This window comes from Nordella sp. HKS 07, assembly GCF_011046735.1.
In the GTDB taxonomy this organism is placed as follows: Bacteria; Pseudomonadota; Alphaproteobacteria; order Rhizobiales; family Aestuariivirgaceae; genus Taklimakanibacter.
The window spans coordinates 6,129,208-6,149,167 of the sequence record NZ_CP049258.1; the positions used below are offsets into that span (position 1 = coordinate 6,129,208).

At 62.0% G+C, this 19,960-nt stretch carries 23 protein-coding genes and 2 pseudogenes; 15 read left to right on the forward strand and 10 right to left on the reverse strand.

Translation table 11 applies throughout. The features are described 5' to 3' along the window. Positions 1–190: 190 nt before the first annotated feature. Positions 191–601, reverse strand: a complete 411-nt coding sequence (locus G5V57_RS28900; protein WP_165171851.1) for a DUF2000 family protein — start codon at positions 599–601, stop codon at positions 191–193. Here G5V57_RS28900 and G5V57_RS28905 point away from each other — a divergent pair. Both G5V57_RS28905 and G5V57_RS28910 read left to right on the forward strand, forming a co-directional pair. Beyond that, positions 600–1,460, forward strand: a complete 861-nt coding sequence (locus tag G5V57_RS28905; protein ID WP_165171853.1) for an AraC family transcriptional regulator — start codon at positions 600–602, stop codon at positions 1,458–1,460. The genes G5V57_RS28900 and G5V57_RS28905 overlap by 2 nt on opposite strands. A 78-nt stretch (positions 1,461–1,538) precedes the next feature. Further along, complete coding sequence (locus G5V57_RS28910) at positions 1,539–2,480, forward strand: DMT family transporter (RefSeq protein ID WP_165171855.1); 942 nt, start codon at positions 1,539–1,541, stop codon at positions 2,478–2,480. Here G5V57_RS28910 and G5V57_RS28915 read toward each other — a convergent pair. From G5V57_RS28915 to G5V57_RS28935, 5 genes are all read right to left on the reverse strand, one after another. Continuing rightward, the gene (locus G5V57_RS28915) at positions 2,459–2,815 is read right to left on the reverse strand and encodes a nuclear transport factor 2 family protein (RefSeq protein WP_165171857.1); all 357 of its coding nucleotides are present in this window, start codon (positions 2,813–2,815) and stop codon (positions 2,459–2,461) included. The genes G5V57_RS28910 and G5V57_RS28915 overlap by 22 nt on opposite strands. A gap of 14 nt (positions 2,816–2,829) precedes the next feature. Then, complete coding sequence (locus G5V57_RS28920) at positions 2,830–3,297, reverse strand: hypothetical protein (RefSeq protein ID WP_165171859.1); 468 nt, start codon at positions 3,295–3,297, stop codon at positions 2,830–2,832. A gap of 69 nt (positions 3,298–3,366) precedes the next feature. Next, positions 3,367–3,951, reverse strand: coding sequence for a TetR/AcrR family transcriptional regulator (locus G5V57_RS28925; protein WP_165171861.1), 585 nt, complete (start codon positions 3,949–3,951; stop codon positions 3,367–3,369). A gap of 51 nt (positions 3,952–4,002) precedes the next feature. Continuing rightward, a complete protein-coding gene (locus G5V57_RS28930) occupies positions 4,003–4,773 on the reverse strand; it encodes a DUF2182 domain-containing protein (RefSeq protein WP_165171863.1) in 771 nt (256 codons plus the stop codon). Continuing rightward, positions 4,770–5,399, reverse strand: a complete 630-nt coding sequence (locus tag G5V57_RS28935) for a DUF1326 domain-containing protein (RefSeq protein ID WP_165171864.1) — start codon at positions 5,397–5,399, stop codon at positions 4,770–4,772. The genes G5V57_RS28930 and G5V57_RS28935 overlap by 4 nt, the downstream gene beginning before the upstream one ends. A gap of 105 nt (positions 5,400–5,504) precedes the next feature. Between G5V57_RS28935 and G5V57_RS28940 the strand changes: the two genes are divergently transcribed. Both G5V57_RS28940 and G5V57_RS28945 read left to right on the forward strand, forming a co-directional pair. Further along, entirely contained in the window at positions 5,505–5,813 is a 309-nt protein-coding gene (locus tag G5V57_RS28940) for a helix-turn-helix transcriptional regulator (RefSeq protein ID WP_165171866.1), read from the forward strand. Then, positions 5,810–6,286 (forward strand): SRPBCC family protein, encoded by a 477-nt coding sequence (locus tag G5V57_RS28945; RefSeq protein WP_165171868.1) that lies wholly within the window; start codon positions 5,810–5,812, stop codon positions 6,284–6,286. Before G5V57_RS28940 ends, G5V57_RS28945 begins: the two co-directional genes overlap by 4 nt. Here G5V57_RS28945 and G5V57_RS28950 read toward each other — a convergent pair. After that, positions 6,283–6,906 carry a helix-turn-helix domain-containing protein gene (locus G5V57_RS28950; protein ID WP_165171870.1) on the reverse strand — a complete coding sequence of 208 codons (624 nt, stop codon included), beginning with the start codon at positions 6,904–6,906 and terminating at the stop codon, positions 6,283–6,285. The two genes, G5V57_RS28945 and G5V57_RS28950, sit on opposite strands and share 4 nt — an antisense overlap. A 170-nt stretch (positions 6,907–7,076) precedes the next feature. Between G5V57_RS28950 and G5V57_RS28955 the strand changes: the two genes are divergently transcribed. From G5V57_RS28955 to G5V57_RS34955, 8 genes and pseudogenes are all read left to right on the forward strand, one after another. Further along, positions 7,077–7,391: a 2Fe-2S iron-sulfur cluster-binding protein gene (locus G5V57_RS28955; RefSeq protein WP_165171872.1), complete on the forward strand. Its 315-nt coding sequence runs from the start codon at positions 7,077–7,079 to the stop codon at positions 7,389–7,391. An 11-nt stretch (positions 7,392–7,402) separates the two neighbouring features. Then, positions 7,403–8,818, forward strand: coding sequence for a siroheme synthase CysG (gene cysG, locus G5V57_RS28960; RefSeq protein ID WP_165171874.1), 1,416 nt, complete (start codon positions 7,403–7,405; stop codon positions 8,816–8,818). Further along, positions 8,815–9,159: a DUF2849 domain-containing protein gene (locus tag G5V57_RS28965; protein WP_165171876.1), complete on the forward strand. Its 345-nt coding sequence runs from the start codon at positions 8,815–8,817 to the stop codon at positions 9,157–9,159. The genes cysG and G5V57_RS28965 overlap by 4 nt, the downstream gene beginning before the upstream one ends. Position 9,160: 1 nt before the next feature. After that, positions 9,161–10,816 carry a nitrite/sulfite reductase gene (locus tag G5V57_RS28970; RefSeq protein ID WP_165171877.1) on the forward strand — a complete coding sequence of 552 codons (1,656 nt, stop codon included), beginning with the start codon at positions 9,161–9,163 and terminating at the stop codon, positions 10,814–10,816. Then, positions 10,803–11,333 (forward strand): DUF934 domain-containing protein, encoded by a 531-nt coding sequence (locus G5V57_RS28975; RefSeq protein ID WP_165171878.1) that lies wholly within the window; start codon positions 10,803–10,805, stop codon positions 11,331–11,333. Before G5V57_RS28970 ends, G5V57_RS28975 begins: the two co-directional genes overlap by 14 nt. A 7-nt stretch (positions 11,334–11,340) precedes the next feature. Next, positions 11,341–12,051, forward strand: coding sequence for a phosphoadenylyl-sulfate reductase (locus tag G5V57_RS28980; RefSeq protein WP_165171879.1), 711 nt, complete (start codon positions 11,341–11,343; stop codon positions 12,049–12,051). A 108-nt stretch (positions 12,052–12,159) separates the two neighbouring features. Then, positions 12,160–12,402 (forward strand): annotated as a pseudogene (locus G5V57_RS34950) (TSUP family transporter); the annotation flags it as partial. Between the two features lie 79 nt (positions 12,403–12,481). Then, on the forward strand, positions 12,482–12,880 hold the full coding sequence (locus tag G5V57_RS34955) for a TSUP family transporter (protein WP_256378609.1): 399 nt from the start codon (positions 12,482–12,484) through the stop codon (positions 12,878–12,880). A 19-nt stretch (positions 12,881–12,899) separates the two neighbouring features. Here G5V57_RS34955 and metZ read toward each other — a convergent pair whose 3' ends face one another. Together metZ and G5V57_RS28995 are read right to left on the reverse strand one after the other, a co-directional pair. Then, the gene (metZ, locus tag G5V57_RS28990) at positions 12,900–14,099 is read right to left on the reverse strand and encodes an O-succinylhomoserine sulfhydrylase (protein WP_165171880.1); all 1,200 of its coding nucleotides are present in this window, start codon (positions 14,097–14,099) and stop codon (positions 12,900–12,902) included. A 3-nt stretch (positions 14,100–14,102) separates the two neighbouring features. Then, positions 14,103–14,504 carry a rhodanese-like domain-containing protein gene (locus G5V57_RS28995; protein ID WP_165171881.1) on the reverse strand — a complete coding sequence of 134 codons (402 nt, stop codon included), beginning with the start codon at positions 14,502–14,504 and terminating at the stop codon, positions 14,103–14,105. A gap of 203 nt (positions 14,505–14,707) precedes the next feature. Here G5V57_RS28995 and G5V57_RS29000 point away from each other — a divergent pair, with 203 nt between their 5' ends. The 3 genes and pseudogenes from G5V57_RS29000 to G5V57_RS29010 all read left to right on the forward strand — a co-directional run. After that, positions 14,708–17,167: an FAD-dependent oxidoreductase gene (locus G5V57_RS29000; protein WP_165171882.1), complete on the forward strand. Its 2,460-nt coding sequence runs from the start codon at positions 14,708–14,710 to the stop codon at positions 17,165–17,167. 379 nt (positions 17,168–17,546) lie between these two features. Continuing rightward, complete coding sequence (locus tag G5V57_RS29005) at positions 17,547–18,917, forward strand: M14 family metallopeptidase (RefSeq protein WP_165171883.1); 1,371 nt, start codon at positions 17,547–17,549, stop codon at positions 18,915–18,917. A 231-nt stretch (positions 18,918–19,148) separates the two neighbouring features. Then, positions 19,149–19,271 (forward strand): annotated as a pseudogene (locus G5V57_RS29010) (integrase core domain-containing protein); the annotation flags it as partial. Positions 19,272–19,288: 17 nt separating this feature from the next. On the opposite strand, the gene G5V57_RS29015 reads toward G5V57_RS29010, so the two are convergent. Further along, a complete protein-coding gene (locus G5V57_RS29015) occupies positions 19,289–19,960 on the reverse strand; it encodes a hypothetical protein (RefSeq protein WP_165171889.1) in 672 nt (223 codons plus the stop codon).

A 19,960-nucleotide genomic window follows, 5' to 3' on the forward strand; every position in this document is an offset into this window, starting at 1 on the left:
AGTGGACACCGGTTTTCCGTCCGATCACGCGCTAAATTCAAGACTCCGATCACGTTATCACTTCAGGCCATTCGGCCTGAAGTGACCGTGATCTAGGATTTGCTCCAAGATATTGATCTGGCGCGAATCCTTTTCGGCGAAGTTATTCCACTTCGCCGGGATGCGCGCTAGATCGCGGTCTCGCCCTGCCTCAGGCATGAAGCTTCAGGCCCTTGACGATCTTGTCGACCGCTTTGCGCTCGGCATGAAAAGCGAGCCCCGCGAGGTCGAGCCTGTCGGTCGCCACCGCCGCGACCGCGGCGCGGTTGTCGAGATCGTTGTACGTGGTGAACAGCTCCATCGTATAGATCGAGGCCGCGACGCCGCGTTCACGCGCCCGCTTCAGTGTGCGGGATAGATCCGGTCCGTCGCCCGCGAAGATCAGGATGGGCTGGCGCACCAGCGGACCATAGGTTTCGCCGCTGCCGTCGCAGTAGCGCTCGCCCACGATCTCGGGGTAGACTTCGGCAAGGCCGCCGGCGAGAAAGGCGGTCACGTTGAGCTTCTGCCAGGGCGCGAGGCTTTCGCGCACGACAATGGCGATCTTGGTGTCAAAGGTCATGGCGAGGACGGTAAGAGAAGCGGGCAAGGCCCGTCTTGAACGATCGTGCGGCTCCCATGCCGGCGACTGGATCGAGCACGCCCCCGCTTCCGCCGGCATCGAGCGCATCGAGGCGTTCTTCACGGGCCACGCCTACGATCCGCACCGCCACGACACATATGCACTCGGCTATACGGTGAGCGGCGTACAGTCCTTCACCTATCGCGGCGCCCGCGCCGACAGCCTCGCCGGCAATGCCATTGTGCTGCATCCCGATGAAGTTCATGACGGCCGCGCCGGCGTCGAAGCGGGTTTCCTCTACCGGATGATCTATATCGAGCCGCGCCTCATCAGCGCCGCCTTGAGCGGCCGCACCAATGCCCTGCCCTTCCTCAAGCAGGCCGTGTCATCCGACCGGCGCCTTCTGGCGGCCCTTGGCGAAGCGCTTGCCGATCTCGACCGCGCATTCGAGCCCCTGGAGGAAGATCGGATCGTGGCGTCGATCGCGGATGCTCTCTTTGTCCTCGATAGGTCCCTTCCGGAACGTCGGATTTCCATCACCTCCGCGCGCGCGGTCGACCGCGCCCGCGAGTATGTCGATGCGCATTTCGCCCGCGTCGTCGCCTCCGAGGAGCTGGAGGCCGTGACCGATCTCGACCGCTATGCGCTGGCCCGCCATTTCCGCGCGAGGCTCGGCACCAGCCCCTATCGCTACCTCACCATGCGTCGCCTCGACCAGGCCAAAGCCGCGATCCTTGCGGGCCAGTCCCTCGCGGAGGCTTCCTTCCTCAGCGGCTTTGCCGATCAGAGTCACATGACAAGACAGTTCAAGCGGGCCTTCGGGCTGACGCCGGGCCATTGGCAGGCCTTGCGAAATTAGCTACATGCTGGCGCTGCCTGATGCAGCCTTGCCGCGAACAGGCATTCGATCTCATCCGAATCTCTTCAGTCCATTCTCATGTCATTCTTCACCGGCAACCGGAACCTGCTCGGCATCGCGTCGCTCTGCGCCGGCATTCTGATCATCTCGACCCAGGATGCGATCATCAAGGCTGTCAGCGGCGACTATGCCGTCACCCAGGCGGTCGCCACGCGTTCCATCGTGGCGCTCCCTATCCTCCTGCTTTTCGTCCATTGGGACGGCGGCATGCGCCAGATCCTGTCGCCGCGCTTCTGGGCCCTGACCTTTCGCGGGCTGATCCTGCTCGTTGCCTATACGTCTTACTATCTGGCCTTTCCGGCCCTGCCGCTCGCCGAGGCGATCGTGCTCTTCTTCACCGCACCCTTCCTCGTCACCTTTCTGGCGGCGCCGATCCTGGGCGAAAAAGTCGAGCTCAAGGCGATCATCGCGCTGGTTGTCGGTTTCGCCGGGGTGCTGGTCATCATGAATCCGGGCTTCGGCTTCTTTGAGCCCGCCGCTTTGTTCAGCCTACTCAGCGCCATCACCTATGCGCTCGCCATGCTCTTCGCCCGCAAGCTCGGTGTTTCGGAACCGGCGTCCGTCATGGCCTTCTACCAGAACTGGGTCTATCTCGCGGGCGCCGGTTTGATGGCGCTGGTCTTCCATCTGGCCGGCATCACCACGGCGGAGCATCCGAGCATCGCCTTCCTGGTCAGACCCTGGTCCTGGCCGGATTCGCTGAGCCTCGCGATGATGGCCGCCTGCGGCGGCATCGCCGCCATTTCCATGGTTCTTCTGACCCAGGCCTACCGTATGGCCGATGCAAGCCTCGTCACCGTCTTCGAATATACGGGCATGATCTGGGCACCGCTCTGGGGATTCCTGTTCTTCGCCGAGGTGCCGGCCGCGAGCACGCTGCTGGGCATGCTGCTCATCCTGGCCGCAGGCCTGATCGTCCTCGTCCGCCCGCGCCAGCCTCAGCTCGCCGGCGAGCCGTAGAATACGGAAGCCTTCAACAACAGGCCATTCGCTCCGCACTCGCCACAGGTCACGCCCGCCGCAACAGCGTTGTCCTGGCCATCCTCGAGAGTCCAGTTGACCAGGCAGGATCCGTGATGCTCCGCGAAGGACCTGGTGATGACACGCATGCCGGGAATGTTTTTCTGCAGCTCGCCGATATACTGCGAAAGCTGCTCATGACCTTCGGTGCGGATATTCGGATCGACATAGACGAACGTGCCGTCGAGGGTGCGGCGCAAGGCGTCGCTTCGCTTGTTGGGATCGGTCTGGGCCCAGGCGCTTTCGTAATCCGCCCAGATGTCACGCAATGCCATGAAAGTCTCCCTTGTCAGATGACGGCCAGCTTCTTCTCAAAATCTTTCACGACAAGTCGCTTGCCCTGGCGGACAATGACGTGCCCCTCTTCCTCCAGACGTTTCCGGATGCCGGCGAGACCGCCGGGATATTTGCCGTTGATCTCGCCGCCGGGCTTCAGAACCCGCCAATAGGGCGTGATCCTCGGCTTACCCAAAAGCTCGGCTTCATGCGCGGCATGGGCGGTGATCCAGGCGCAGATTCCGGTCGTCACCGTACAGCACACCGTCGTCTTATACCGGCGTGCCAGGCTCGCCCCGATTTCGCGCGCCGTGACGAGCTTGCGCTTGCCCACCGTCCTGATGACCGCATCGACATCAGCGGGGCTGGGCACCACCATGGATCCGGGCCCCAGCCGCTTTGCCATCTTTTCCGGGATCGGCTTGATCACGCGCGGCGTGCTTTGCGCCAGCCGGTCGGCCCATGATTGGCGATTTCGCATGACGTCCTCCCGCCATTAACAGAACACACGTTCTGTAACTTGTAAAGCAATATCAGAACGCTTGTTCTGTTATTTATCCAGGGTCGAGAGCGTGACCGCGATATGATGGCTGATCGCCTTGCGCCCGGCCGAGGAGCGCGCCAGAACCCAAACGGTCTGCAATGCCGCGGCGAGGAAATCGGCCTGACGCGCGATATCGATCCGCTCGCCGATCTCGCCGCGCGCGCGCGCCGTGGTGAGCGCCTGCCGGAACGCCTTGCCGGCTATATCTCGGAAGCGTTTCACCCTTTCGGCCACGGCCGCGTCGAAGGGCGCCACTTCGCTGGCCGAATTGCACATGAGGCAGCCGATATTGCCTTCCGATTTTCCGGCGTAGAAGAGTAACACGCCGAAATATTGCCGGATCTCACCGACCGATGCGCCCGGCTTCTCGACCGGCTCCAACAGCGCACGGAAGATTGTCTCGTGATAGTGATCGAGCGCCGCCAGAAAGAGGCCGCGCTTATTCTCGTAGATGTCGTAGAGTCCATAGCGGCTGACGCCGGTGGCGGCGACGAGATCGTCGATCGACGTGTTGAAATAGCCGCGCTCCCAGAAGACTTTCATCGCGGTTGTGAGCGTCTGGGCGGGATCGAAGCTGCGCGGACGAGCCATGCATAATTCCAGAATATACGTTCTGGTATATGCGGCAATATTTTTCCCCTGTCAAATCAGGCGCAGCGAGAACGCCAGCAGTCCGGCCCAAACGAGCAGCAAGACGCCGGTGAACTGATGCAGGCGCCAATGCGCGGGCGTCAGCTTTTCGATCAGCACATAGAGCGCCAGGCCGCCGATCCAGTTCGCTTCCATGACGCCGCCATAGAAGAGCAACAGCATCAGCGGTCCGCAGCAGCCAGTGCAGAACAGACCATGCGCGAGTCCGCGCCGGTAGGTGGCATTGGGTCCGGGGCGCCATTGCCCGGGCGCGAAGGCGATCGGCGATTGACATCTCGTGAGGCAGGACTGCTTGGCGGGTGTCAGCTGATAGAGACCGGCAAGGACGAGGAGCGCGATGCCGACGACCTGGCTGGTGACCGCCATCATCGGGGTCATCTGGATGACGCGTGCGACCATGACATTGACCACCGTCGCTGCGAGCGCAAAGGTGGTCCACACGGTCGCATAGCCAAGGGCGAAAGCGATCTGCAGCCGTGTGGTATTTTCGGCCGGGGACCATCTGCGGGCGATTACGCTGTCGGTAAGCAGCGCCGGAACCGCGGTGGGCAGCATCATCGCCATCATCATAGTCCACCACATGACGAAGACCAGCACGGCATACAGCGTTGCGTCGGACGCCATGCTGGACATCATCACCCGATCGCCCGACCACTGCATGATAGCTACGCAGACGGCCACGACCGCTGAAAGGCTTGCGATGATAACGACCCTCTGGTGATGAAAGAGCGACGCGAAGAAATCGCCCGTTCCGTTGCTCACCGCACGACGCCCTCGCCTGTGATATGGATCATCGTCAGATGCGCATGCCGCCCCGCCCACTCGCGAGCGATCGCCCCCTGGGTCTTGGTCGTGCTGCTGGCGAATTCCGCGGCCAGGAACTCGAAGCCATCGCGCAGGGAGATGCTGGGACGATGCGGTTCGCCCGTCACCGGATTGCGGATCGGTTCGGCCATAGCATCGATCACGCCATCGACCTTGAACTGACCGGTCGCCGCATCGATGTCGGCCGTGAAGGAAATGGGCTTGAACAGCGGCTCATGCACCGTGTCGATCATCGCACTGAAGACCTGGAAATAGGTAGCGCCCGGCTTGCTCTCCTGGCCGGACATGATGGCGAGGAGCGCCGCGCGCTGCTCAGGGCTCGCCCGCTCATCTATGACCGGCTGCGCCTGGCCGTGGCCCTCATGGATCGGTCCCGGCCAGGCAAAGACACCGGCCCAGTGCAGGCCATCGAGTTGGACATCGCCGAAATGGCCCTTGTCGATCCGCATGGCCACGCCGGCACTGCAGTTGCCTTCGGTGGGCAACGCGTTGAACTGACAGGGGCAGCCATAGGCACAGTTACAGGTCGCGATCTCGGGACCGCGGATCATCCAATCGATCATGGTAAGCGTCCTTCTGGGTCGGCCCTCTGGGCAAAGTTAACAAGAAGCTCCCTTAGGGGAAACTTAAGAGTTTGACAGAATGTAAGTTTACGCTTACAGTAAGTCATGACTTACGCTTTTGCAGCATTGGCAGACCCCACGCGCCGCCGGATCTTCGAGCGCCTCGCCACTGGTCCCGCGCCGGTGGGCCAATTGGCCAAGGGGCTCCCGATCAGCCGGCCAGCCGTGTCGCAGCATCTGGCGGCCCTGAAGAATGCCGGCCTTGTGACGGATCACGCCGAGGGAACGCGGCGCATCTACCGGATCGACCCCAACGGCCTCGCCGCGATCCGGATCTGGCTCGACCAGTTCTGGACAGAGGCCCTCGCCAATTACGCCGCCGAAATCGAACGCTCCCCAGGAGACACACCATGAACCTGCAAATTCTTCCCGCCCCCGTCCGCAAGTCGATCGTCGTGAAAACCGGAATCGACAAGGCCTTTGCCGTTTTCACCGGCAGCATGGGACGCTGGTGGCCGGCTACTCACTCGACCAACCGGGCCTCGCCGCTGGCCGAGGTCATCATGGAGCCCAGTCCGCAGGGGCGCTGGTATGAGCGCGGCCAGGACGGCTCCGAATGTCAATGGGGCCATGTCATCGCCTGGGAGCCACCGCATCGGGTGCTGCTCGCCTGGCAGCTCAATGGTGAATGGCAATTCGATCCAGGGCTGGTGACCGAGCTTGAAATCCGCTTCACGCCGCAGGGCGCGCACGCGACTCGAGTCGAGTTGGAGCACCGCAATCTCGAGCGCTTGGGAGATCATGCGGAACGGGCGCGGACCGCCTTTGATGGCGAGGGCGGCTGGGCCGGCCTGCTCGCTGCCTATGCGGACATCGCTGCGCGCTAACTTCGGGAAGCTTCGGAGGCCATCTGGCGCAGAACGAGCACCATCGTGGCATGGGCATAATCCGTTCCCGGATTGAATAGCCGGTGCGGACGGTCGCCGCGGAAGCGCACCGATTCACCGGTCTTTATGAGACGGGTCTCCCCATCGCAGGTCACTTCGAGCTCGCCCTTCAGCAGATAGAGATGCTCGATCGTGCCCGCCGGATGCGGATCGGATTCGAGCGCCCCACCCGGCCGTGCCTGGAAATCATACCATTGCAATTGCTCGACTAGATTGAGCGGTCCAGCGATCGCCAGCCGGCAAAGCCCGTCCTGGCTTTCGAGGATCGGGACGCCCGACTTGGTCTGGACCTCGACGAAATTGGGCTCGTCGTCGTGCTTCAGCACCTCGTCGATCGTCGTGTCGAGCGCCCGTGACAACCGGTAGACGGTGCCGATGGTCGGGTTGGTCTCGTTGCGCTCGATCTGGGAAATGATGGATTTGGCGACGCCGGAATGCTCCGAAAGCTCGCCCAGGGACATATTATAGGCCTTGCGCAGCCTCTGAATGGTCTTGCCGAGAGCCGGTGTCACGTCGACGGGCTGGGCGTCACCTGATTTACGCCCACGGCGCGTTGACATTCGATCGTCCCTTCTTTAGAACAACTGTTCGTAATAACGAACGTTCGGATTGTCGAACAGCGCAATTGCTCTTCTACCTCCAGATTCCCTAGCGAATCAATAGGAATCTCAAGGCCCGAAGGCCAAGCGCCCCGCAAACCGACTGTGCTGATGGACGAACGGTAAGACCAATGGGCGTCATTCGCGTAACCGACCTGGACGGCAAAAACCATGAGCTCGATGCCGTGGAGGGCTGGCGGATCATGGAAATCATCCGCGAGCATGGCTTCGAAGTAGGCGGCCTATGCGGCGGCGCCTGCGCCTGCGCCACCTGCCATGTCGAAGTCTGCGCCAACTGGGTGCCGAAGCTCCACCCGGCACGCGACGACGAAGAGGCCATGCTGGACGAGGTGCCGGTGCTGACCCCGACGTCCAGGCTCTCCTGCCAGATCATCTACACGCCCGAACTCGACGGGCTTTCAGTCAAGCTTGTGCCCCAGGCTTGAGGAGTGGTGACATGCGTTACTTCCCTCTCTTTCTGGACCTCGATAACCGCAAGGCCGTGATTGTCGGGGGCGGCGAGGAGGCTTTGCGCAAGGCGCGCCTCATGCTCAAGACCAAGGCCGTGATCCACGTCGTCGCCCCGGCATTGCATGACGAGCTCCTCGGCTATCTGAGGGAAGGCCGCCTCGCCTGGGCCGGCAAGCGCTTCCATCCGGCGCTCCTCGATGATGCCGCCATCGTCTATTCGGCCGATGACGATCTGCATGAGGATGTCTGGGTCGCAGCCCGCGCCCGCGGCATTCCGGTCAATGCGGTCGACGACGCCGCGCTTTCCACCTTCATCACGCCGTCGATCATCGATCGCGACCCGGTCGTCGTGGCGATCGGCACCGAAGGCACGGCCCCGGTGCTCGGCATGGGGCTGCGCAGCAAGATCGAAGCCCTGCTGCCGCAGACACTCGGCAAACTCGCCATTGCCGCGAGCGGCCTGCGCGATCACGTGGCCGAACGCGTGCCGCATGGCAATCGCCGCCGCTCCTTCTGGCAGCGCTACTTCTTCGGCTCGATCCGCGACTCATTCCTCGCCGGCGATACGAAAACCTACACATACGAGCTCGAGGCCGCGCTCATCGATGACTCCTCCCCGTCGGTGGGACGCGTCTCGCTCGTGGGGGCAGGACCGGGCGATCCGGAACTGCTCACCCTCAAGGCGCAGCGCAAGCTGCAGGAGGCCGATGTCATCGTCTATGACCGCCTGATCGGCCCCGGCATCCTCGAACTGGCGCGGCGCGATGCGGTGCGCATCCCGGTCGGCAAGAAGCCCTTCGCCCCCTCGCCCAAGCAGTCGGAGATCAATGCGATCCTGATCCGCGAAGCCAAAGCCGGCCGCTATGTGGTGCGGCTGAAGGGCGGCGATCCATACATCTTCGGTCGTGGCGGCGAAGAACAGGCGGCGCTTATCGCCGAAGGCATTGCGGTCGATGTGGTGCCGGGTATCACCGCCGCTCTCGGCTGCGCCTCATCCATTGGCCTGCCTTTGACGCAGCGGGGCCAGAACCGCGCGATCACGCTTCTGACCGGCGCGTCCGAGGACGGATTAGCCGACCATGATTGGAAGGCGCTCGCCAGGCCGGGTCAGGCCTTCGCCATCTATATGGGCGTCAACGCCGCCGGCGATATTTCCGCGGCTCTTCTCGACGCCGGCATCGATCACAAGACGCCGGTGACGGTCGTCGAGAACGGCACGCTCGTCAATGAACGGGTGATGATGTGTAGCATCGGCTCGCTCTGGGAAACTCTCGCCCTCAACGGCGTAGAAGGTCCCGCCATCATCTATGTCGGCCTGACACCCGCGAAGACCTCGGCCGACATCCTCCCCTTCCCCGCCCGCGACGAAACCGGGCACCAAGTTCTGAGAGCAGTGTCATGACCACCCCGACCGAAAAGGGCAAGATCCTCACCGCCAACCGACTGCGCGACGGCGAAGTCGTCTTCCTAACCCATTCCGGCGAATGGAGCGAGAATATCGACGGCGCCGTGCTCGCCACTGAACCTCAGGCCCAGGCCGCGCTCGAAGCGCGCGGCAAGGGCGATGAAGGCGTCAATCTGGTGACCGGCACTTATCTGTTCGACGCCGAGCGCCGCGACGGCCATGTCTTCGCCAGCCACATCAAGGAGCGCATCCGCTCGCTGGGCCCCACCGTGCGCGCCGATCTCGGCAAGCAGGCCCAAGGCAAGGGTGGCCATTTCGCCGCTCTGCAGGGAGTTTGACATGTACCGCTATGATGAATTCGACCGTCAATTCGTCACCGATCGCGTGATGCAGTTCCGCGACCAGGCGAACCGCCGCCTTACCGGGGAGTTGACCGAAGACGAGTTCCGGCCCTTACGCCTGATGAACGGTCTCTATCTGCAGCTTCATGCCTATATGCTGCGGATCGCCATTCCCTATGGCACGCTCGACTCGAAGAAGCTCAACACGCTCGCCGAGATTGCCGAGAAATGGGACAAGGGCTACGGTCATTTCACCACCCGCCAGAATCTCCAGTTCAACTGGATCAAGCTCGAGGACACGGCCGATATCCTGGCGAAGCTCGCCGAAGTCGAGATGCATGCCATCCAGACATCGGGCAACTGCATCCGCAACGTGACGACCGATCAGTGGGCGGGTGCCGCCGCCGACGAACTGGCCGATCCGCGTCCGGTGGGCGAGCTCGTGCGCCAGTGGTCGAGCCTGCACCCCGAATTCTCCTACCTGCCGCGCAAATTCAAGATCGCCGTCACCGGCTCGCCGAACGATCGCGCCGCCGTCAAAGTGCATGACATCGGCTTGCGCCTGCACCTCAACGACAAGGGCGAGCGCGGCTGGGAAGTGCTGGTCGGCGGCGGCCTCGGCCGGACCCCGGTGATCGCCGTCACCGTGCGCGATTTCCTGCCCGAGCATGAGCTCATCGCCTATCTCGAGGCGATCATGCGCGTCTATAATCTCTATGGCCGGCGCGACAACAAGTACAAAGCCCGCATCAAGATCCTCGTCCATGAGATCGGCGCCGAGAAATTCCGCGCCGAGGTCGAGGCCGAATATGCGAGGCGCCCGCATGCCGACACCAAGGTGGAGGAGCGCGAATTGCAGCGCATTACCGCCTATTTCGCGCAGCCGCAATTCGAAAAGCTGCCGCGCTGGTCGGCCAGTTTCGAAGAGGCGCGTGCCAAGCATAAGGACTTCGCCAACTGGGTGCGCACCAATATCGCCGCCCATCGTGTGGACGGCTATGCGATCGTCAATATCTCGCTCAAGCCAGAGGGCGGCATTCCCGGCGATGCGACGGCCGACCAGATGCGCGTCGTCGCCGATCTGGCGCTGCGCTATGGCTTCGACGAGATCCGCGTCAGCCATCACCAGAACCTCGTACTGCCGCATGTGAAGCGCGACGATCTCTTCGCCGTCTGGAAGGTGCTTCAGGCGTCGGGTCTCGCCACCTCCAATATCGGGCTTGCCGGCGACATCATCGCCTGCCCCGGCCTCGACTACTGCACACTGGCGACGGCGCGCTCGATCCCGATCGCCCAGTCGATCTCGCGCAAATTCGCCGATCTCAACCGTCAGCACGAGATCGGGCCGCTGCGCATCAACATTTCGGGCTGCATCAACGCCTGCGGCCACCACCATGTCGGCCATATCGGCATTCTCGGTCTCGATAAGAAGGGCGAGGAGTTCTACCAGATCACTTTGGGCGGCTCCTCCGCGGACAACGCTTCGATCGGCACAATCCTGGGCCCGGGCTTCGCCGGCGAGGATGTGCCGGAGGCGATCGAGAAGATCGTCAACACCTACATCGCCCACCGCCAGCCAGGCGAGGAGTTCCTCGCCGCCTATCGCAGATTAGGCCCGCAACCTTTCAAGGAGGCGCTCTATGCCGCTGCTTAAGAACGGTTCCATCATCGTCGACGACTGGATCACCCTCGGCCTCGACGACCCCAAGCCCGACAGCGGCGACATCGTCGTCCCCTATGCACGCCTTTTGAGGGACTGGGAGAGCCTCGTCGACCATGACGGGAGGCTGGGCGTGATCTTCACCAATATCGACCGGGTCGAGGCGCTCACCCTGTTCCTGCCACGACTCGCGCTGATCGTTCTGCCCTTCCCCTCATTCACCGACGGGCGGGCCTATTCCCTGGCGCGCCAGATCAGGGAAACGGGCTACGGACGGGAGCTGCGCGCCGCCGGCAATGTGCTGCCCGACCAGGTGCAGTTCATGCTGCAGGTGGGCTTCGACGCATTCGAGATCGGTGACCGCTTCACCGCCGAGGTCTGGCTCAAGGCATCGCGCCAGATGTCGCTCGCTTATCAGCGTGGCCTCTACCGCACGGGCGGCCAGCATGAAGTGTGGAGCGAGCGCCATCGCGAAGCCGAACCCTGGCTCGAACAGCCGCATGCCGGGTAACTGATACGTGCACGAACATCTGATCAAGCGTTTGAGCTTCTTCGACGGCATCGATATCCTCGAGCCGCTGATGAAGCGTTATTTCAAGGGCCGGATCGCGCTGGTCTCATCCTTCGGTGCTGAATCCGCGGTGCTCCTGCACATGGCGGCACAGATCGATCGCGACATACCGGTGATTTTCCTCGATACCCAGAAGCTGTTCTGGGAGACCATCGCCTATCGCTCCAAGCTGGTCGATCTCCTGGGGCTGACCGACATCCGCATCATGAAGCCGGATGCCGACAATCTCCGTCTGCTCGATGCCGATGGCGAGTTGCACAGAAACGATCCTGATATGTGCTGCAGCATCCGTAAGACGCAGCCTCTGCAGCAGGCGCTGTCCGGCTTCGATGCCTGGATATCGGGTCGAAAGCGCTATCATGGCGGCGGCCGCGCCGGCATCCCGACGCTCGAGGAATCTGATGGCCGACTGAAGATCGAACCTTTGGCACGCTTTACTGCCACCGATCTGATGGCGTATATGAGCTACTATGATCTCCCGTCGCATCCTTTGGTGGCGCAAGGCTACCATTCGATCGGCTGCCTGCCCTGCACAGTCAGGGGCGGGTCAAGCGACAATCCACGCGCTGGACGCTGGGCCGGCAAGTCGAAGGAGGAATGCGGCATTCACTGGACGCTGAACGGCCAGCCGGTCCGACTTTCCGCCAAATCGAACTGATCGACCGGGCTTGCCTTTAAGGGGAGACGACGGGTGCCTGATCTCGGCGATTTCTGGATTTTCTTTCTGGTCGGATTCGGCGCGCAACTCATCGATGGTGCGCTCGGCATGGGCTATGGCGTCATATCGTCGGTCATGCTCCTGGCGAATGGCGTTCCCCCCGCGCACGCCTCGGCGAGCGTCCATTCGGCCAAACTCTTTACCACCGCGGCTTCCGGTACATCGCATCTCATGCACGGCAATGTCGACCGCCGCCTGTTCTGGATTCTCTCGATCGCAGGGTCGATCGGCGGTATTATCGGCGCCCTCTTCCTGACCCAGGTCTCCGGCAAGACCATCAGACCCTATGTCTTCGGCTATCTGCTGTTGATGGGCTTTCTCATTCTCTGGCGCTGCTGGCGCGAAGGAAAGGAACGTCAAATCATGCCCGGTGGCTTCGTGGCGCCCCCTGGGCGGCCTGGGCGGCTTTCTCGATGCGGTTGGTGGCGGCGGCTGGGGCCCGGTCGTGACCTCGAGCCTGATCGGCGCCGGTGCGCGCCCGCGCTTCGTCGTCGGCACGGTGAATGCGGCGGAGTTCCTGGTGACCTGCGCCGTGGTCGCGGCCTTCCTCACCACTTTTCTGACAGGCCTCTGGAGCGAAGGAAGCGGCCTGCTCGACCATATCATGCCGATCGCCGGCCTTGTGCTGGGCGGCCTGCCCGCCGCCGTTGTGGCGGGCTACCTGGTGAAGAAAGCGCCGCGCCGGCCGATCACGGTCGGCGTGGGGCTCCTGGTCATTGGCCTGTCGTCCTATGATCTCTTGAATAGCGCCGGGGCGTTCGGGATCTAAGTCGAGCCGGGATCACAAACTAAGCCGCTATCGCCTGCTTGACATCGTCAATGACGTCCTCGACGTCTTCGAGCCCGACCGACAGACGCAGCATGCCGTCGGTGATGCCCATGGCGGCGCGCGCTTCGGCGCCGATATTGCGGTGCGTCGTCGTCGCCGGATGGGTGATCAGTGACTTGGCATCTCCGAGATTGTTGGAGATGTCGACCAGTTGGAGATGACGCAGCAGATCGAAGGCCTTTTCCTTGCCGCCGGCCACTTCGAAGGTCACCATCGTGCCGCCCGCCACCATCTGGCGCTGGCACAAATCGGCCTGCGGATGGCTGTCGAGATGCGGATAGATGACACGGGTGATGTCCTTGAGGCCGACAAGTGCCTCGGCCACTTGTCTCGCCGACTGCGACTGGTGCAGCACGCGAAGCTTGAGCGTTTCGAGCCCCTTGAGCAGCACCCAGGCATTGAAGGGCGAAATCGATGGGCCGGTATGGCGCAGGAAGGGCTTCAGCAGCTCTTCCTTGAATTTGCGGGTCGACAGGATGGCGCCGCCCAGCACCCTGCCCTGGCCGTCAATATGCTTGGTGCCCGAATAGACGACGACGTCGGCGCCGTAGCTCAAAGGCTTCTGCAGGATCGGCGTGGCGAAGACATTGTCGACCACGATCGAGGCGCCGACCTTCCTGGCGATCTCGCAGACGGCGGCGAGGTCGATCACTTCGAGCGTCGGATTGGACGGCGTTTCGAGGAACACGCATCTGGTGTCCTTGGTGATCGCGGCCTTCCAGGCGTCGAGATCGGAGCCGTCGACCAGCGTGTAGCGAATACCGAAGCGCGGCAGGATGCTGGTGACGATCTGATAGCAGGAGCCGAACAGCGCCTTGGAGGCCACGAGATGATCGCCGGCCTTGAGCTGGCAGGCGAGCGCGCCGAAGACGGAGGCCATGCCGGACGCCAGCGCATAGCAGGCTTCGGCGCCTTCGAGCAGGCGCAGCCGCTCTTCGAACATGGTGACGGTCGGGTTGCCGTAGCGGCCATAGACATAGCCGTCATCCTCGCCGGCAAAGCGCTTCTCGGCGGTTTCCGGTTCGTCATAGACGAAGCCCGAATTGAGATAGAGCGCTTCAGCGGTTTCGCCATGGGGCGAGCGGTCGACACCGCCGCGCACCAGCCTGGTGTTCTCGCCCCAGCGCGCGGGCGACGTGGGTTTGACGTCTTTCTTCATGTCTCAGCTCTGTAGCCAGGGAAGACCAGCCGCTTTCCAGCCGCCGACGGTGCCGCGATGACCATGTCCGTCGCGGTCGCCCTCGAAGCCTTGCGCGACATTCCAGCAATTGGTGAAGCCGGCCTTGGTGAGTGCCGCCGCCGCATTGGCCGAGCGGGCCCCGGAGCGGCAGATGCACAGGATCTCGGTATCGCGGGCGATGCCGCTGTCTTCGATCTGCTTGGCGAAATCGGCGTTGACCTGCATCTGCGGATAGGACTGCCAGGAGAGCCGGATCAGCCGGTCGACCGCGGGCACGCCGACAAAGGCCCATTCGGGCTCGGTGCGGACATCGATCAGCACCGCACTAGGATTTTTTGTCAACCGCGCATGGGCTTCAGCGGGGGTGATATCGCCCTTATACATGCAATAAACCAATCTGTTCTGAATACCGAACACTTCTTAGTGGAAAGCCCGGCGGCGGGAAAGTGGAAAAACGGACGTCCAGACATGCCTTCGCGACAGGTGAGATTCTGCCGCGGGGGGCGCAAAATGACTAACCTTCATTTCCCGGGCGCACCCTATTAGGGTGCCGCCGCTTCCTCCATTCAAGCCTGCAGGTTTCCCCCATGTCGAAATCCCTTCCCGCCCGCGCCGATGTCGTCATTGTCGGGGGCGGCATTGTCGGCACCTCGATCGCCTACCATCTGGCCAAGCTCGGCATCAGGAACACCGTGCTTCTCGAGCGCAAGCAGCTCACCTGCGGCACCACCTGGCATGCGGCGGGCCTGGTCGGGCAGTTGCGCGCCTCCCGCAACCTGACCGAGCTCGCAAAATATACGACCGGCCTCTTCGAGGGCCTGGAAACGGAAACCGGCCAGGCCACCGGCTTCAAGCAGAACGGCTCCGTGTCCGTCGCCCTGACCGAGGGCCGCTTCGAGGAGCTGAAGCGCGGCGCCTCGATGGCGAAGAGCTTCGGCCTGGAGGTGAATGTCATCTCGGTTGGCGAGATCAAGGAGCGCCTGCCGCACTATAATCTCGACGGCGCCGTGGGCGGCGTCTTTCTGCCCAAGGACGGACAGGTCAATCCGATCGACGTCACCCAGGCGCTGGCCGCCGGTGCCCGCATGAACGGCGCCCAGATCTTCGAGAACAGCAAGGTCACCCGCATCCTGACCAAGGACGGCAAGGCGATCGGCGTCGAGACGATCGATGGCACTATTTACGCCGACAAGGTCGTCATCGCCGCCGGCATGTGGTCACGCGAGATCGGCCGCTCAATCGGCGTCAATATCCCGCTGCATGCCGCCGAGCATTTCTACATCGTCACCGAGCCGATCGAGGAGCTGCCGCGCAACATGCCGGTGGTGCGCGTGCCCGACGAATGCACCTATTACAAGGAAGATGCCGGCAAGCTCCTGATCGGCGCCTTCGAGCCGGTGGCAAAGCCCTGGGGCACGGAAGGCATCGCCGAGGACCATTCCTTCGAGACGCTGCCCGAGGACATGGATCATTTCGAGCCCATCCTCAACGACGCAGTTCTGCGTCTGCCGATGCTCGAAAAAGCCGGCATCGCTCTCTTCTTCAACGGCCCGGAGAGCTTCACGCCGGACGACCGCTACTATCTTGGCGAAGCGCCGGAGATAAAGGATCTCTATGTCGCAACCGGCTTCAACTCGATTGGCATCCAGTCATCGGGCGGCGCCGGCCTTGTCCTGTCGCAATGGATCAAGAACGGCCATCCGCCGATGGACGTGAACGGCGTCGATATCCGCCGCATCCATCCTTTCCAGTCGGTGCGCCAGTATGTGCATGACCGCACCGTCGAAAGCCTCGGCCTCCTCTATGCGATGCATTGGCCCTATCGCCAGGTCGAGACGGCGCGCGGCGTGCGCCGCTCCGCCATTCATGACAAGCTCGTTTCGCTCGGCGCCTGCATGGGCGAAGTGAATGGCTGGGAGCGGCCCAACTGGTACGCCCCGCGCGGCGTCGAGCCGAGGTATGAATACTCCTATGGCCGGCAGAACTGGTGGCCCTATGCCGATGCCGAGGCCAAGGCGCTGCAGTCCAAAGTCGTCATGTTCGACCAGTCGAGCTTTTCCAAGTATCTCGTCCAGGGCAAGGACGCGGTGAAGGTGCTGAACAGGGTCTCCGCCAATGACATCGATGTCGCCGAAGGCCGTATCGTCTACACGCAATGGTGCAACGAGCGTGGCGGCATCGAGGCCGATCTCACCGTCACCCGCCTCGCCCCCGACAAGTTCATGGTTGTCACCGGCTGCGCCCCGCAGACGCGCGATTTCGCCTGGCTCAAGACGAACACGCCGGACGGCGCCCATTGCATCGCGACCGATGTCACTTCGGGCCTGCCGATGTTCGCGCTGATGGGGCCCAACAGCCGGCCGCTCCTCCAGAAGCTCTCCGGCATGGATCTCTCCACCGAGGCCTTCCCCTTCGGGACGTCGAAGGAGATGGAGATCGGCTATGCCCGCGTGCGGGCCAGCCGCATCACCTATGTCGGTGAGCTCGGCTGGGAGCTCTATATCCCGACCGAATTCGCGAGCCATGTCTTCGAACGCATCCTCGAGGTCGGCGCCGATTTCGGCCTCACGCTGGCCGGCATGCATACGATGAACAATTGCCGCGTCGAGAAAGCCTATCGCCATTGGGGCCACGACATTTCCGACGAGGACACACCGCTCGAGGCGGGCCTCGGCTTCGTCCTCGCCTGGGACAAGCAAGGCGGCTTCATCGGCAAGGAAACGCTCCAGAGGCAGCGCGAGCGCAAGGTTCAGCCCAAGCGCATGGTCTGCCTGGCGCTCGCCGACGGCAGCGACAAGGCGCCGATGATGTATCACGAGGAACCGATCTATCGCGACGGTGTCATCGTCGGTTCGACCACCTCCGGCGCCTGGGGCCACCGCATCAATGCCTCGCTCGGCATGGGCTATGTGAAGAACGATGCCGGCGTCAGCAAGGAATGGATCGAGGCCGGCAAATGGGAAGTCGAGATCGCCTGGCAGCGTTATCCGGCCAAGGTGCAGTTGCAGAGCTTCTATGATCCGAAGGGCGAGAGGATCAAGGCGTAGCCCTGCTGCGCCTTACCCTGCTCGTTCAGTAGAGCTTCCGTTTCCCGTCTACTGCCAATTTTCACAAAGGCCGTTTTGGGTCAACTTGAGAAGTTCAGCTAGGTGCGTATCATGTCGGCTTTCAGCCCGGAAACGGCAATGGTGTTCGATGCCGGCTACTTCGCATTTGAGTCGGAAGCAGACTAAGGGACCTCACTGCGGCCCAGTGATGCAATCCATCAATCTCGATGGAGACTAGCGTCGATATGACATTCTTTGTAGACATGTTTAGCTGAAACCATCGGTACACTGAGTGGCGACGCCAGTGGCCGAAGGACGTGCCCTACGCGCCAATCAGTGCGTGCGCTAACGCGGTGCGTCGCGATCGCAGAGGTGAACAATGGCCCTAGCACACGTGGCCGTTACGGGACGCGACCGGCGACATCTATCGGAACTTCGCAACAAGTTCCGGGCCGTCGTTGTGGGAGTCCAGGAAACCCGTCACGGCATCGTTGTGGATGCTTATATCCCGGCCGAACGCATCGACTGGCTCCGGCAGAAGGGCTACAGCGTTAAGCTCCTTGAGGAAATCAATGCGCCTAGTCGTGTGCGCCAGGACCAAAGCCGTGCCGCGGCTGAGTCTCGCCTTAAGCGCGGCCGCTATGGTGATGTAATCTGGGCCGGCGGGTACCTCACTGTAGACGAGGTCGAAGCCGCGGTCGTGCTGGGCGAGAGAAACCATCCCGGTGTATTCGAACGCATAGCGCTACCCCATCGTACCTGGGAGAAGCGACAGTGCCACGCTTTCCGTATTGGCAGGGGCACTGGCAAGAAGCGTCCGGCGGTCTGTTTCCTTGCCGGCGTCCACGGACGCGAATGGGGCGGCCCGGACATCCTCATATATCTCGGAATGCGTCTGCTACGTGCATACCGTGACGGAGAGAGCATCAGGCTGGGTCATAAAGTGTTTACTCCCGCCCAAATTCGCACGATCGTGGAGAAGCTCGATGTCATTGTTTTTCCGCAAGTGAACCCGGATGGGCGATACTTCAGCATGGAGCGGTATCCCTGGTGGAGGAAAAATCGGCGACCGGCACCTAAAGGACGCGGATCGAAATCTATCGGCGTTGACATCAATCGCAACTATCCATTCCTTTGGCGTTTTGACCGTCACTTTGCTCCCAATACGGTGGACAGCTCCTTCAAACCAAGCGACTACGAAAGTTACGTTGGTCCCCGCCCAGCTTCCGAGCCCGAGACACGAAATGTCATCTGGCTCCTAGACCGATTTCCCAACATCCAATACCTGGTTGATCTCCACAGTTACGGCGAGACCATCCTGCACAGCTGGGGCGGCGATGAGTACCAGTCAGACGACCCGCATATGAGTTTCCTCAACCCACAATACGATGGAAAGCGTGGGCGAATACATGACAATGTATATCGGGAGTACCTTCCAGCGGCCGACGTGGTGTTAGCGTCCCGGATGGGCAAGCAAATGTCTGGCGCCATTCGCCAAGTGCGGGGACGCGACTACAAGGTGAAGCCATCGGTGGGGCTCTATCCCACTGCAGGCGCGTCTGACGACTATGCCTTTAGTCGCCACTTCGTGGATCGTCGCAAAGGAAAGATAATCGCCTACACACTCGAGTTTGGGCGCAGCCGAGCTTCCACCCCGTTTCATCCCCCTTACGACGAGATGCGCAAAGTCATGCGCGAAGTTACTGCTGGCCTGCTCGAACTGTGTGTGGAGCTGGCAAAGGAGACCTGACGAGTCAATGTCGATTAGTGCGTATCCCGGCGAAGTGGAATCACTTCGCCGAAAAGGATTCGTACCAAATCAATATTGGAGCAAATCCTTATCGCCAAAGTCTTCAACTTTGGCGGGATTTGCTCTAGTTGCCTTGTTACGTGCGGGCGCCAGCTCGCCGCGGGCGCGAGGCTTCCCTTCGTGGTTTCGCGTTGGCAACTCACTCGTCAGGAAATGGTAGGTGGGCTACCCGACTTTCCCCGGCCTGCCAAGCCAACCGACAATGCCTTCATCGAGGCATTCAACAGCAAGTTCAAGGCGGAAATGCCTGACGCGCATTGGTTCATGAGCCTTGACGACACCTGTTCAAAGATGCTGGCCGCCATCCTGACTCAGCCACGATCGCTTCCCGCCTGAAAGGCAGATTGTTCAGAATCGACGAACTCCTTGATCGTGTCGGCATAGGTCTCGAAGCTGTCACGCAATTTGAGCCGGCGGGCCTGGGCGGCGGTGATGAGCGCAACATGTGGCGAGCGGTCGATCTCGACCGCCATGTCCCAGCAATTCTTTTCGGCTGTGATCCAGTCCTCCGGCCGATAGGCGCCGATATCGAAAGGCTTCGAGACGCGCCTCAGGCTCTTCTTCGGGCCCAGTATGTATTCGTGAAAATAGGACATCGCCAGCTCGCGCGGCGAGGTGTAGATCGGGTCACGCCAGCGGAGCCAAATGGAGTTGCTCTTCGATATTGCGCCCCAATGACGCCCGCGCTTGAACAGCGCCAGCACATGGTCGTCATCGCCCTGGGCCTGGAAATCCATCAGCAGCGCCGGCGCGCCATGCAGCATCAGCGCGCAGGCGGCGATGAAGGCCCCTTCGATGCAATGGCAGCAATTCTCGCGCAGCGCCATGCGCACCGAATAGCAGGTGTCACCATTGGGTTCGGTATTGCTCGGCATGCCGGTGATGAAGTCCTGGACTCTCTCCGGTGTCGCCAGTTTGCGGAGGATGGCCGTTTCCCTCGGCGTCAGACCGATCTCATGGGCGAGCGTCACATTGAAGCCCAT

What these genes read in the sequence shown, in the direction of transcription:
- G5V57_RS28935 (WP_165171864.1), bottom strand. Translation starts at nt 5,399, where the DNA reads ATGATCGATTGGATGATCCGCGGTCCCGAGATCGCGACCTGTAACTGT.
- G5V57_RS28925 (WP_165171861.1), bottom strand. Translation starts at nt 3,951, where the DNA reads ATGGCTCGTCCGCGCAGCTTCGATCCCGCCCAGACGCTCACAACCGCG.
- G5V57_RS29015 (WP_165171889.1), bottom strand. Translation starts at nt 19,960, where the DNA reads ATGGGCTTCAATGTGACGCTCGCCCATGAGATCGGTCTGACGCCGAGG.
- G5V57_RS29005 (WP_165171883.1), top strand. Translation starts at nt 17,547, where the DNA reads ATGGCCCTAGCACACGTGGCCGTTACGGGACGCGACCGGCGACATCTA.
- G5V57_RS28900 (WP_165171851.1), bottom strand. Translation starts at nt 601, where the DNA reads ATGACCTTTGACACCAAGATCGCCATTGTCGTGCGCGAAAGCCTCGCG.
- G5V57_RS28920 (WP_165171859.1), bottom strand. Translation starts at nt 3,297, where the DNA reads ATGCGAAATCGCCAATCATGGGCCGACCGGCTGGCGCAAAGCACGCCG.
- G5V57_RS28910 (WP_165171855.1), top strand. Translation starts at nt 1,539, where the DNA reads ATGTCATTCTTCACCGGCAACCGGAACCTGCTCGGCATCGCGTCGCTC.
- G5V57_RS28915 (WP_165171857.1), bottom strand. Translation starts at nt 2,815, where the DNA reads ATGGCATTGCGTGACATCTGGGCGGATTACGAAAGCGCCTGGGCCCAG.
- G5V57_RS28975 (WP_165171878.1), top strand. Translation starts at nt 10,803, where the DNA reads ATGCCGCTGCTTAAGAACGGTTCCATCATCGTCGACGACTGGATCACC.
- G5V57_RS28945 (WP_165171868.1), top strand. Translation starts at nt 5,810, where the DNA reads ATGAACCTGCAAATTCTTCCCGCCCCCGTCCGCAAGTCGATCGTCGTG.
- G5V57_RS28905 (WP_165171853.1), top strand. Translation starts at nt 600, where the DNA reads ATGGCGAGGACGGTAAGAGAAGCGGGCAAGGCCCGTCTTGAACGATCG.
- G5V57_RS28970 (WP_165171877.1), top strand. Translation starts at nt 9,161, where the DNA reads ATGTACCGCTATGATGAATTCGACCGTCAATTCGTCACCGATCGCGTG.
- G5V57_RS28940 (WP_165171866.1), top strand. Translation starts at nt 5,505, where the DNA reads ATGACTTACGCTTTTGCAGCATTGGCAGACCCCACGCGCCGCCGGATC.
- G5V57_RS28955 (WP_165171872.1), top strand. Translation starts at nt 7,077, where the DNA reads ATGGGCGTCATTCGCGTAACCGACCTGGACGGCAAAAACCATGAGCTC.
- G5V57_RS29000 (WP_165171882.1), top strand. Translation starts at nt 14,708, where the DNA reads ATGTCGAAATCCCTTCCCGCCCGCGCCGATGTCGTCATTGTCGGGGGC.
- G5V57_RS28995 (WP_165171881.1), bottom strand. Translation starts at nt 14,504, where the DNA reads ATGTATAAGGGCGATATCACCCCCGCTGAAGCCCATGCGCGGTTGACA.
- cysG (WP_165171874.1), top strand. Translation starts at nt 7,403, where the DNA reads ATGCGTTACTTCCCTCTCTTTCTGGACCTCGATAACCGCAAGGCCGTG.
- G5V57_RS28965 (WP_165171876.1), top strand. Translation starts at nt 8,815, where the DNA reads ATGACCACCCCGACCGAAAAGGGCAAGATCCTCACCGCCAACCGACTG.
- metZ (WP_165171880.1), bottom strand. Translation starts at nt 14,099, where the DNA reads ATGAAGAAAGACGTCAAACCCACGTCGCCCGCGCGCTGGGGCGAGAAC.
- G5V57_RS28950 (WP_165171870.1), bottom strand. Translation starts at nt 6,906, where the DNA reads ATGTCAACGCGCCGTGGGCGTAAATCAGGTGACGCCCAGCCCGTCGAC.